Genomic DNA, 12,724 nt, shown 5'->3' with positions numbered 1-12,724 from the left:
ATCATCACGTTTAGACGGGGGCGATTGAGTCGTGCACGCTGCAATGTATCTGTTGTCCGTGGCGTGCAAAGTGCGGTTTTTAGGGGCTGTTGGGTTTTTCTTATTTATACTTAAGTAGTTGTTGTGGATGTCCTTATGGTTCTAGTGGGTGGAGTTGGCATGGAAGCTTCTATAAGTAAGTCCTCTACTACATCACGTAGCTAAATCATAAAAAAGAAAGGCATACATTATGTTATCATGGTCACTCACATTCCTTATCATCGCCATCATTGCAGCCGTGCTCGGCTTCGGTGGTGTGGCTGGCGCAGCTGCAGGTATTGCTAAAATCCTCTTCTTCGTCTTCCTTGTGCTCTTAATTGTCTCTGCGGTTGCCGGGGCGGTTCGAGGCAAGAAACCTATGTAATCATTAACAATACTAGAGAAACAAACTTATGAAAAAATTATTCAGCCTACTCGCAGTGTTCAGTGTGCTTATCACTATGACCGCTTGTAATACAATCGATGGCCTCGGCGAAGATATTGAAGACGCCGGCGAAAGCATGCAGGATGCGTCAAATTAATAGGCAATACAGTTAATCGAGGATTTCAGAAAGGCGGGGCCAGTGCCCCGCCTTTTTACTGTCTCGATTGCACGCGTTAACTGTGTGGTCGGCGATTCAGGCCTCGGTAGTCATGTATACACGTGATTGTGTTTAGACGGGTAAATTTGTAAAAGGTTACGTTGTTTTTTCGTAGGACAGTCGATTCTGCGATTTATAGACATTTACCTCTGTTTAGTTTCCCCTCCCTATATCTTGATCATTTGAATTTGTTTACAAAGAGAATGTTGGCTCCCCGTTGTCGCTATGTTGGGGGGCATGCCCATGTGGCTTGCGAGGGCTTTGCATTGGTCATTGCACTGAGTTTGATGGCCTTTGTGGTGGTGCTGTTGCTTTCGGTCAGTGCTTTGATACGAGTAGAGCAAACGAGTTCGAGTGCACATATGAATCGTATGGAAGCCGAACAAGCGGCAATACTTTCGTTGAATCTGGCGATCGGTCAGTTGCAACAATCCGCTGGTCTCGACCAGCGGGTGACCGCTCCGGCCGAAGCGCTTGCCGGTGTGAATGGGCCGCAGCAGTTGACAGGTGTGTGGCGTTCCTGGGAGGGGAGCGATCATGAGGCGGAGGGGCTGCCGATCGCGCCAAATTATGATGCCAAGCTGGAAGCAGGCAACCTGAACAGTGAAGTTGCCGCCTCCAATGAGGGGCGTTTCCTGAGTTGGTTAGTCTCTACTGTGTATGATCCGGCCGATACGTCGACTTATGATGCGGAGACTTTACCGAGCCTGGTTGAAGTGACCAGTGGGGCGAATCAAACGGTGCCTCTGCTGAGCGCAGGCAGTGTGCTCCCCGGCGAAGATCCGATCTCCAATCGCGAAGAGACGGCGGCCGATGTCGAGGTGCATCTGCGCCCGACACAGTTCGACAACGGCCAGGCAAGTTTTGCGTGGTGGATATCGGGGATCAACCGTAAGGCACTGGTCAAAGAGAGCCAAGATCCCAGCGACGTGGCCGGGTGGAGTCGTCGCCTCGTATCGCATGGTCGGGCGGACCCAGAGGTGTTTGGCTTGGAGGATGATGCTACGCTGGGGCGTCTCGCTTCGCAGCGAAGTTTTGATTTACAGACTTCTTCAGGAGCGCAGTTATCACAGCAGTATTTTCATGATTTGACGAGTATCTCGCGTGGTTTACTTTCCAACACTGCGACTGGTGGTTGGCGACGAGACCTCTCTTTGATGGCGGAGCAATGGAATACTGCTAGTCTGCCGCTTACCGAATTACCTGTGTTTACCGCCAAGCCCTTTACCGAGGAGTTAAGTGCTTCTTTGCGGTTGAGGGATTATCCTGAGGATGCGTCGATTTATCCATGGGTGACGAGCGATGGTATTTCTATGAGTTGGCATGCCTTGATGGATTTTGTTTCGCTTTATAAAAAAGTTCAGACCAACGAAGCTTCTGGCGAACCTTATTTCGATGCGGTTGTTACAAATAACAGTGACTGGATCAGCATCTTGCCGATCTTTGCACGGGCCCACTTCGCTTTTGGCTATGATGCGATCAAGACGACTTCTACCGACGCTGAGGGGAATGCACTCTATCGACCTCGTTTCCTGTTTAAGCCTGCGATCACGATGTGGAATCCATATAATGTGGCAATCGAGTCGAAAATTTTGTCTGAATTTCGATTCGAGGACGAAACCTTTCCCATTAATTTATATGCAACTGTGGGGGAGCAGAAGGATCTTAAGGTTAATATACAAAAAATGATTAGCGGGACGGGCGCTTCATCGACTTTTCGATTGCTTCCGAATCAAACGGAGAGCTCAGATCATACTTGGAAGCCCGGAGAATCGCGTGTGTATGGTAAGCCAGGTATCAGTGCCGAGAATTATAGTTGGAATTGGATGCATACGGATCCAGGCTTCAGTATCGATGGCAGTCTGGTGATTAATCTAGACACGACTCCATCGGCGGTAATCGGGCTGGCTGAGGATGAATTTTCTTACCGTTGGGAATATATGGATGGAGGTGCTGACAACGCATTATCTGCACGTGTGAAGTATACTCATTCCAGGACCGGGACGACACCTGATGGGGAGAGTGTGCGGGACGACTTTGTCAATATCACTTTGGCTAATTCACTGAATACGGCAGAGGAGAAAATTCCGTTGCCAGATTTGGTCAATGACGATGAGACCTTGGGGAGCGCAGAGACGGAGGACAGTCCCTTTCTTGTTGTCTCGGTCGGTTTGCGCACACTGATCAATGAGACAGATCCATGGGGCGACGGCTCGGGGAGTCAGACAAAACTTCACACCAAAGGCTACATGAATACCAAGCCCATCCAACCTGGAGTGGGGTTGGCGCAAGCTTTAAGTGTAGAAGATTGCCCGTTCGCATGGGAGATTTTTGCACCGAATGACTGGGGCGATGCGTATATGCCCCAAACGGACGATTTATTGTCTTATGGTAATGATCACAGTGGCTATGTTGGCACCTCGTTTCAGGCGCAATATGGCTTGAATCGTTGGATTATCGCAGAATTGCCAACTCAACCCTTGTTGTCGCTAGGCGAGTTGCAGCACTTCGATATCAGTTTTAGAAATCCTGTGCCTCCACGCGTATTTAATGCGATCGGCAATAGCCATGCCTCGCCATATATCGCGCCTGATCAAATTCATAACAGCGCGATTCATCTCGCGAGTTACGATCACAGTTATGCCAGCAATCACGTGCTGTTTGACGATTGGTTCCTTTCATCGATTACGCCGGATTATGATGGATATACCACAACTTTGGATCGCTCACTAGAGGAAGTTTATACGCAACATTTGACGCAGGCGGAGGCACTGCGAAACAGCGCCTACCAGCCTGCCGTGGTCTATTCGGATGATGCCGAGGCCAGTGCGGTCGCAGTGGATGTATTGGCTCAAGAGGATGCCTGGCGCACGGTGGCTTCGCAGTTGGAGGTTGAGGGGATGTTTAATGTCAACTCGACTTCGGTGGAGGCGTGGACTGCCGTTCTCAGGAATTTACGTGAAGCGAGTGTGCCATACGCAGAGGTCGGCGATCCTGCGGTCGGCGGGCTGAGTTCCGAGCCCGACGAGTGGAGTCTTGTATTAGATACGTCCGCGTCCACAGATTCGCTCACACCAATTACCCGCACGTCCGTCGCCGGGGACCCGCTCTCAGCATCAAACCCTGATGTGGCTGTGGTCGCAACTCACTTGAATATGACGGATGCACAGATGGAGGCCTTGGCGATTGAAATTGTGAAGCAAGTGAAAGCTCGCGGGCCGTTTCTTTCGCTCTCGGAATTCGTGAATCGAAGACTTGATTCGGACAAGGAGCTGGCTTTTGCCGGTGCGATTGAGTCCGCTTTGATTGCTTTGGCGGAGCTGGGCAACAATGCTAAAAATCCGTTCTGGGAGATTCAGAGCCAATACCCACAGCAGGCAGAGCTCCCTTCGGATGCCGCGAGTATTTATGAATTTAAAGAAGCTGCTGTCGGCAATGCTTCGGGCGCGTCCGCCTATGCTGCGTACGGCACGCCAGGCTGGGTCCGGCAGGCGGATGTGCTTCGGTCGCTTGCTCCAGTCATTTCTGCGAGAGATGATACCTTCCTCATTCGTGCCTATGGCGCCAGTCAGGACCCGATCACTGGAGACGAACGTTCCAAGGTTTGGTGTGAAGCAGTGGTACAGCGCAGGGCGGCTTACGTCGATGCGACGAATGCATCCACCGAGCAGGTCGGGCTGTCGGCTGCGAATCGACGCTTTGGCCGGCGTTTTGAAATTGTGTCGTTTCGGTGGCTTACAGAAGATGAAATTTGATCAACTATCATGAAATTCAGCGCCTGTACTTTTCATCTCCTCGCAGCGATACTTCTCTTTGGAGGCATTTCTTCGCTGTTCGGTCGAAGCGCTCAAGTGCTTTACTTTAAGGCTCCTAAGAATGCGCCTCAGTCCGTTCACATCTATCAGAGCGCGACGCAATCAGTTGAGGTGGACTTGAAGCGAAATAATTTTTCGAAGAGCTTCAACCTTGAGGATGGGGCAATCACCTTACGTTTTCTCGGAACGAAGCTGCAAGAGGGGCAAGAGTTTCCTGTCGCAGCGCCTTCACTGGAGGTGCCTGCTGACTATGATAAGGTTTTGATACTGGCCTTTGCGAATCCTCGAAATCCAGTGTTTCCCGTGAGATTTAAAGTGATCAAGGCGAACGACGAAACATTTGGGCCCGGAGATCGAATGTTTATCAACTTTACGGATTACCGGATCGTTGGAAATGTGGGCAATCAGAAACTGGACCTGGCATCCCATTCGATCAAAGTGGTGAGTGATGCGGCCAAGCCTAAGCAGAGTTATCAAGTGCGTCTGGATCGCGTGGATCCCGCAATTGGAAAGCCTTATACTTTTATTCGGCAGGCATGGCGTCAGAGTTCGACCAAGCGGGTCTTGATATTTGTCTATTCAGCTCCTGGCTCTGGCTCGGTTACTTATTACAGTGCGCCCGTGCATAATTTATGAGGGAGGTATTGGTGCGCCAGTTAGCGAGCATCACTTCGACGTTTAAACCCGCAGGCGGTTCGGAGGACTCAGCAGTTTTATTTGCGTTTTTTTGACTTTTCAGTCACGCGTATGCGTAATTGTGCTAGGGTAGATAAATCTATACCTTGATTCAGTCATTTTATGATGCGTCATGCATCGATGTATTTAATTAATTCCCTCAATTATTTTATCCCTTTTGAAATTTTCTACACACAGGTTGCCCGTGCCCAAGTGTCGCATTCTTCGTCTGAACTGCGAGGGCTTTGCTTTGGTCATAGCCTTGAGTTTGATGGCTTTTGTTGTGCTTTTATTGCTTTCGATCAGCGCGTTGGTGAGGGTCGAGTTGGCTGGAGCGGATCAAACGGTGCAGCAGATGAAAGCGGAGCAAGTGGCTCTACTCTCGTTAAATCTGGCGATCGGTAAGTTACAGCAAACGACGGGGGCCGATACTCGGATCACCGCCCCTGCGAGCACTGTTGTCGACAGTTCGGGCGCGATTCCTCATGTGACTGGTGTCTGGCGCTCTTGGGAAGGGCTGGACCATGATATCGAGAACGGCGGCAAACCGATCGCGCCAAATTACGAAATTAAAAAAGAAGATTACAATGCAGGCAGCCCCGAGAGCGGACGTTTTCTGGGGTGGCTCGTCTCCAGTGCGGTGTCGGGGTATTCTGCGGAAACACCGCCCAGCGTGCAGGAGACGGTCAATACAGTCACCTTGTTAGGGGACGCCAGCGTCGGTGTCGACAGTTCAGATCCTGACTATGCGAAAGAGCATGAAGTGCATGTCGTGCCTACGGACATTGCCGATGAGGCTGTATATGCTTGGTGGGTGCAGGGGCTGAATACGAAGGCCTTGATTGAGCAAGCCGAGCCGCTTCCGGACGCAGATGCATTCGAGCAATGGGCGAATCGTCTAAATTCCAATGCCCACTACGACGCGGAGGTATTTGGCATTCCGGATAGTGATGAACTGAATCGGCTCGTCACATTTTCCTCATTCAAGCTGATCGATGCGTCCGGCTCGACCGACGTGGGCGAAATTGCGCAGCAAAATTATCATTCACTGACGCATTATTCCAGAGGCTTGCTGACCAATGCCGCGACAGGCGGATGGAAGCGTGACCTCTCGCTTTTCGGTGAAAAATGGCAGAGTTTAGACCATAATTTTATCGATGCCAATCCCGACTATCGGGTGCCCTGGGGCACGCCCGTCTCCGGTTCGGGGGAGAGTGAGGATGAAGACGAGATTACTTTCTCGACCTTCAATCTGGCCCCCGGAGAGACAAATGAGGCAGCCCTGAAGTGGGATGTTTCTGGCAACAGTGCTCTAATTTACGGTTGGGGGACGGATCGACAGGTCTCGATGACCTGGAACAGTCTCGCTGACTTTGCGTCGTTATACAAAAACCTTCAGCAGGATGCGAATGGGAATCCTTATTATAATTTCTACAATTCATTAGGGCTGAATGCCGGAGGGAATACCGTTGCAACTGGCGAGCGGTTTTCGATCGTTGAGCCCATGATTGTGCGCTGGCAGACTGTTTTGAGTTTGGCATCGCAAGAGGTGATCTCGGAGGAGGGAGATGAGGGAGATGAGGGAGATGAGGCCGGGCCTACGTATGTGCCTTTGGTAGGTGTGAGTCCCAGTGTGACTTATTATAATCCATATAATGTGGCAATCGATTCCAGTGGTTATAATGAAGATCTTCTACAGCTTGCACACAAGGGGGGAGAGGTTGACTTTCCGGTGCGACTTAGTTTCGAGATTGATTCTGAAACGATTACCCCCTGGAAGTTGCCGTTGTTGATGGGGATGAATGCTGAGAATGGAAATCAGAATCGCTGGAATATAAAACCTAAGCCGTCAACTTTAGCGGATAAGAAGTGGAAACCCGGTGAGTCTCGAATCATTGGGCGACCTGGAATCACTGGCATTACTTCAGGATTTGGGGTCGTTAGTATTAATGCGGGCATGTCTGACGTGCCCTATTTTACAAAGCTTCGTAATAGCCTCAAGGATAAGACACCGATACCTGAAAATGGTTATGCGGGCGACCAAACGTATGAGGTAAAATGGCAGCGTTTTGAGCATTCTGGATTTGTCTCGGGGTGGTTGAGGAATAATAGCCAGAGAGTTGCCTATTCCAGGCACTTAACCTATCATGTTTCTGATGATTCAAGTCTGATTGATGAGAAATCGCCGATTAACCTCTCGGAGAATGAAAGAACTCTGAAGGTGAGATTAGATGAAGTTACTTACGATGAGGAGAAATTTGAACCTTTCTTGTCGATGGCCCTGACGAAGCGGAATTTGTTTGATACCTATGCGGCGAGTAAGGGGTACATTAATAACAAGCTGATTCTGCCGCCCTGGCTGACCTCCGGGGAGGGGATTGAGAAGTCATCCTACGAGTGGAAAATCGATCGCTTGAACGGTCAGGTCGACCCTAACATCTTGAATTATAATGACGACTTGGCTGCGGGCACTGATGTCAGTGGTTTTGTCGGTACCTCATTCGCATCGGAAAGTGGGCTTGCGCGCTGGGTGACGGCAGAACTGCCGACACAAGCCTTGCTCTCCATTTGTGAATTACAGCATTTTGATCCGGCTTATATTAACCCTCATGTGCCCAGGGTGGCCAATGCCTTGGGCAATAGCCATGCAACCCCTTTCATTCAGAAGGATGAAATTCAGATAGCAGGTCAGGATGGCTACGATCATAGCTATGTCTTTAACCATATCATGTTTGATGATTGGTTCGTCTCCTCCATCTCGCCGGAATTGCAACCGTTTTCGGCCAATATCGTTGCGGGGCGTGAAATTGATGCGGTGTTGAAAGACTTTCTGACTGGGGAGGGAGAATTGAAGAATGCAGCTTATGTGCCCGCATTCTTATTATCCGAAGAGGCCGCGGAAGAATATGTCGAAGATACTTATAAAAATTCAGCCAATTCATGGGCCAGTGTCGCGGCGGATCTGGAAGTGAAGGGGATGTTCAATGTCAATTCGACTTCCGTGGATGCCTGGAAGGCGCTGCTACGTAATGTTAAAGACGGGCGGGTGCCGCACCAAACAATTGATACTGAAAACCTCGGAAGTTGGGAAATGGATTTGGGCCCTGAATACGCCGATGCCCCTGTGTCGCGGACCAGCGTGACGGGCGACGAGTTCTCCTCTGGTAACGATGCACAGCTGCTGGCACAGCCCTTGGAGTGGACGGATACACAGTTGGATGCCTTGGCGGAGGAAATTGTGAAGCAAGTGAAGTTGAGAGGTCCATTTTTATCCTTGTCGGAATTTATCAACCGGCAGTTATCTGAAGATGATGACTTGGCGCTAGCCGGTGCCGTGGAATCGGCTTTGATGGCCTTGGCGGACTATGGAGTGGGCAACAGTAAAAATCCCTACAGTGAAATTCTTTCAGTATTCCCAGTAGATGAGATGGAGTCGTATATCGATCAAGATGGAGTGGAAGTGCAATATCCCAAATATCTAGCTCGTCAGTTCTCGGATCATGAGAGTTATTATGAATTTCCCAAAGCGGCGGAAGGGCATGTGGCCTATGGCACGCCTGGTTGGACGCGCCAAGCCGATATTTTGCGGCCCATCGCACCGGTTTTGAGCGTGCGTGACGATAGCTTTACGGTGCGCAGCTATGGAGCCACCAAGGATCTGCGCGGCAATGTTGTTGCCGAAGCGTGGTGCGAAGCTATTGTTAAAAGGACGGCGGAGTATGTGGACCCCAGCAATGAGAAGGATGATTTCGTAGACTTAAGCGATGCCAATGAGGCTTTTGGTCGCAAATTCGAGATTGTTGCATTTCGTTGGTTAACCGAAGATGAGCTCTAGCCGAATATTAGATACATTATGAAAACTTTGCTTAGTTTACTGCTTCTGTTGTGTGTGTGCTTATCCGCACAGGGGCGTGTGGGGCGGATTTTGTATTACAATAAGCCTGCGAGTGCACCCGATACGGTTTACTTGTACGTCGATGATCAGTTCCACAGTCAGATCGACTTGCCTAGCTTTCAGTTTGGTCAGGACATCGAATTTGAGCAAGGTCGCGGTGTCTTGAAACTCATCTTCTCTCCTCGATTACTGGAAGAAGGAGAGGCGCTTCCCGAAGGTTTGCCCGCTGTGAATGTTCGAAAGGGCTGGGAGAAGTTTTTGATCGTAGTCGTCGAGAGCCAGCAGAGCTCCTTACTACCGATTAAGGCCATCGCTATTAACGCGAATGAGAACCATTTCGGGAACGGTGATTTTTTATTCATGAATTTGACCCCCAATCTGGTGGGCGGAACCTTTGGGGAGGAACAGATCCGAGTGGCACCGCGTAAAATGCATATCGCTAAAATGGCGGCCTACCAGGGAGAGTTTTTAGATGTCAAACTGGACTATGTCAGGCCTGACGGTCAAAAGAAACGGCGATGGATGATTTACCAAGGCTGGCGAATTTTGTCGGATCGTAGAACCTTGGTCTTTTGCTATGTGCCCGAGGGACGTAAGAGCATGAAGTACTTTGCGACGCAGGTGAAGAATATGTAAATGAAGTATGCGGCATAGGTTTAAGAATCTTTGCCGGCTTGGGAGCGATTGATATGATGAAAACTTTAGTTTATTGGGCGTTATTTTTATGTGTCGCTTTATCGGCGCAAGCGACAGTCGCTCGAATCCTGTACTATAATCCACAGCAGACGGCACCTTCGTCCATCTATATGTATGTGGAGAATCAATTGCTGGGAGAGGTGAATGCGGCGCTGGATTTTGGTGACGACTTAGATCTGGACACCAGCGGAGAAGCGATCGAGATCGTTTTCTCTCCGACGCAGATCGCTGAGGGAGCGACACTCGCAAGTGGCTTGCCCACGGTCACCGTCAATCAGGATTGGGAAAAATGCCTGATCGTCGTCGTAGAGGCCGCAGGGAATGAGCGCTTGCCGGTGGAGGCTTACGCGGTGAATGCCGACACGCATTTCTTTGGCGAGAGCGACTTCCTATTTATTAATCGCAGTCCAAATCGTCTGCTGGGAACCTTTGGTGAGACGCAGATCGAAGTGGGCGCGGAGGATCTGCATGTTGTTCGGATGGCGCAACACCGAGGCGAGTTTTTAGATGTTAAAATCGATTATATTCGACCTGACGATGATGATAAGAGGCGCTGGATGATTCAGCAGGGATGGAGAGTCTTACCTGACCGTAGAACCGTGCTGATTTGTTATGCGCCTGCGGGGCGCACTAGCATGAAATACTTTGCAGTGCAGATTAAGGATTTGTAGGCATTTCGTTGTATGGGGCGGCACTAGTATAAGGGGCGCATTTGAAATTAATGCGTATGCGTGGTATGCGAGTCGTCGGTTAGCTGCTATAATGATCCTTTAAGAGCACTGCTTTATTGTGGGGCTCTGGCCATCTGTTGGATCCCCATGAAACACCTGAAATATCTCATATGTATCGCATTGTTGCTGTTCGCTCGCTTAGAGGCGGGAACGAGCGCTGATTTTTATGTGTCCAATGCGGGCTCGGACCGGTGGTCGGGGCGCTTGGCCCAGCCGAATGCCGACGGCACCGATGGCCCCTTTGCCAGCTTGTCTCAAGCGAAGCAGGCCGTCCGCGCACTGAAGCAGAGCGAGCCCGCTCAGGACATCCTGGTTTCGATTCGTGGCGGCTGGTATGCTCTGAGTGAGACGCTGGTTTTCGGATTGGAGGATTCGGGCGATGCGGACACGCGCATCACCTATGCCGCCTACCCGGGGGAGGAGCCTGTGTTTAGCTCGGGCAAGGTAGTCGAGGACTGGAAAAAAGTCACCGCTACGATACCCGGCCTGCCGGAGGCAGCCGTGGGAAATGTATGGGTGGCGGAGGTGTCCGGAAGCTTTCGGACGCTCTACGATGTGGAGGGGATGCTTCCTCGTGCGCAATCGGAGGGCTTTATCCCCCGCGTAGGAGGCTCCCGTAATCGAGTGGTTTTGCCCGCCGCGGACTTTAAAAACTGGTCGAATTATAAAGACGCAGAGATCGTGGTTCGTCCGCATCATGCATGGATCATGAATATTCTGCCGGTCGCATCGATCGATGAAGCCACACAGAGTGTGCACACCTCTGTGGATGCGACCTATTTGATGAATCCCTTGAAGTTTCTGCAGTCGGAAAAGATCGAATCTTGCTGGGTGGAGAATGTGTTCGAGGCTCTCGACCAGCCGGGGGAGTGGGTTTTGGATACCGAAGCCGGTAAAGTGTATGTATGGCGGCGCAATGATTCTGCCGTCGTCGCGCCGCAGTTGACGGAATTGATCCGCGTGGAGGGGCAGGTGGACAAGGATGGCCCGCAAGACCTGCCCGTTCGTAATCTCCGTTTCGTCGGACTGACCTTTAAGCACGGTGAACGGTATCAAATCGACGAGAATGATGCGGGCTTGCAGCATGACTGGGATTTTTTGGATAAGGCCAACGCACTGGTGCGCTTTCGCGGAACCGAGGATTGTGCGATTGAGCAGTGCCACTTCCTACACAGTGGCAGCGGTGCGATCCGTGTCGATTTACACGGGCAGAATAACCGGATCGTGGGGAATCATATCGAGCAGATGGGTGGCTCCGGAGTGCTACTGGCGGGCTACGGGCCAGGCACGAAGGACGTGAACCGAAACAATCTAGTTTTTAATAATCACATTCACCATGTCGGGCAGATCTACTGGCACTCGCCCGGTATCTTCATTTGGCAAAGTGGTGAGAACCGCGTGGCCCACAATTTGGTGCATCACACGCCCTATACCGCGATCATTCTTTCGGGCTGCATGACGGAGTTTTTCGGCAAGGGCGGGCGCGAGTTGACCCGCACGATTCGCTGGCATGAGATTGGCGGCAGTTCGAAATCTTTCAAGCAGGCCAGCTTGGAGGACGTGCGCCCGTTTCTGCATTCGCATGATAACCAGATCGAACGTAATGAGATACATCATGCCATGGAGCGAATGGGCGACGGCAATGCGATCTACATTCGGGGCGCCGGCGCGGGCAATGTGATTCGTGAAAATTACATCCATCACCTGGTGACGCCAATGATCATGCAGTGCGCCATCCGCACCGACGGGGGGCAGATGGATACCTTGATCACGGGGAACCTGATATATAAATGCACTTCGCAAGGCATTATGCTGAAACTGAATAACCGCTGCGAAAACAATATCATCGCCGATGTGATTGCACCGCCGCGCGGTTACTACCTCTCCGTTCGCGAAGGCCCGATGACAGGGGCCAGCATTCAGCGAAATATCTTTTATTCCTCTGGGGAGGACACAGTCTTTATTCACGAGCTCGGCCCGAAGAATGAAGGCGCTAGCGAAGACCGGCGCGGGCGGGAACTGGCGCGTTCGAAGGATGCCGAGACCGATTATAACATTTACTACAACGCGGCAGATCCGAGCCATGGCCGGGATTTTCTGAAGCAGCAACAGCAGGACGGCGTCGATACGCATAGCCTCGCGGTTGACCCGCTCTTCGTGAACCCTGCTGAGGGGGATTTCCGCCTGCGTCCGGATTCGCCGGCCATCCCAATGGGGATCCCTTCTTTTGATACATCAAAGGTCGGGCTCATTCCGAATTAATAGAAACTCAACGCAACTTACACTTCTTAT

At 51.0% G+C, this 12,724-nt stretch carries 8 protein-coding genes; all 8 read left to right on the top strand.

The window, feature by feature from the left end:
* Nucleotides 1–229: 229 nt before the first annotated feature.
* The gene (locus SH580_RS05600) at nt 230–403 is read left to right on the top strand and encodes a DUF1328 domain-containing protein (RefSeq protein ID WP_308948515.1); all 174 of its coding nucleotides are present in this window, start codon (nt 230–232) and stop codon (nt 401–403) included.
* Between the two features lie 28 nt (nt 404–431).
* A complete protein-coding gene (locus tag SH580_RS05595) occupies nt 432–560 on the top strand; it encodes an entericidin A/B family lipoprotein (RefSeq protein ID WP_319834030.1) in 129 nt (42 codons plus the stop codon).
* Between the two features lie 263 nt (nt 561–823).
* The gene (locus SH580_RS05590; protein WP_319834029.1) at nt 824–4,375 is read left to right on the top strand and encodes a hypothetical protein; all 3,552 of its coding nucleotides are present in this window, start codon (nt 824–826) and stop codon (nt 4,373–4,375) included.
* A 9-nt stretch (nt 4,376–4,384) separates the two neighbouring features.
* Nucleotides 4,385–5,071: a hypothetical protein gene (locus SH580_RS05585; protein WP_319834028.1), complete on the top strand. Its 687-nt coding sequence runs from the start codon at nt 4,385–4,387 to the stop codon at nt 5,069–5,071.
* Between the two features lie 217 nt (nt 5,072–5,288).
* Nucleotides 5,289–8,945 carry a hypothetical protein gene (locus tag SH580_RS05580; protein ID WP_319834027.1) on the top strand — a complete coding sequence of 1,219 codons (3,657 nt, stop codon included), beginning with the start codon at nt 5,289–5,291 and terminating at the stop codon, nt 8,943–8,945.
* An 18-nt stretch (nt 8,946–8,963) separates the two neighbouring features.
* Complete coding sequence (locus SH580_RS05575; RefSeq protein WP_319834026.1) at nt 8,964–9,641, top strand: hypothetical protein; 678 nt, start codon at nt 8,964–8,966, stop codon at nt 9,639–9,641.
* Nucleotides 9,642–9,694: 53 nt separating this feature from the next.
* Nucleotides 9,695–10,372, top strand: a complete 678-nt coding sequence (locus SH580_RS05570) for a hypothetical protein (protein WP_319834025.1) — start codon at nt 9,695–9,697, stop codon at nt 10,370–10,372.
* Between the two features lie 147 nt (nt 10,373–10,519).
* Nucleotides 10,520–12,694: a right-handed parallel beta-helix repeat-containing protein gene (locus tag SH580_RS05565; protein ID WP_319834024.1), complete on the top strand. Its 2,175-nt coding sequence runs from the start codon at nt 10,520–10,522 to the stop codon at nt 12,692–12,694.
* The last annotated feature ends 30 nt before the right edge of the window (nt 12,695–12,724 follow it).

It is taken from the genome of Coraliomargarita algicola, from assembly GCF_033878955.1.
GTDB classification, from domain to species: Bacteria; Verrucomicrobiota; Verrucomicrobiia; order Opitutales; family Coraliomargaritaceae; genus Thalassobacterium; species Thalassobacterium algicola.
The sequence above is the reverse complement of the archived record's forward strand: the minus strand, read 5'-3'. Positions and strand labels throughout refer to the sequence as shown.

Bases quoted from the DNA above. Each gene is read 5' to 3' on its own strand.
- SH580_RS05600 (WP_308948515.1), top strand. From the start codon at position 230: ATGTTATCATGGTCACTCACATTCCTTATCATCGCCATCATTGCAGCC.
- SH580_RS05595 (WP_319834030.1), top strand. From the start codon at position 432: ATGAAAAAATTATTCAGCCTACTCGCAGTGTTCAGTGTGCTTATCACT.
- SH580_RS05590 (WP_319834029.1), top strand. From the start codon at position 824: ATGTTGGCTCCCCGTTGTCGCTATGTTGGGGGGCATGCCCATGTGGCT.
- SH580_RS05585 (WP_319834028.1), top strand. From the start codon at position 4,385: ATGAAATTCAGCGCCTGTACTTTTCATCTCCTCGCAGCGATACTTCTC.
- SH580_RS05575 (WP_319834026.1), top strand. From the start codon at position 8,964: ATGAAAACTTTGCTTAGTTTACTGCTTCTGTTGTGTGTGTGCTTATCC.
- SH580_RS05570 (WP_319834025.1), top strand. From the start codon at position 9,695: ATGATGAAAACTTTAGTTTATTGGGCGTTATTTTTATGTGTCGCTTTA.
- SH580_RS05565 (WP_319834024.1), top strand. From the start codon at position 10,520: ATGAAACACCTGAAATATCTCATATGTATCGCATTGTTGCTGTTCGCT.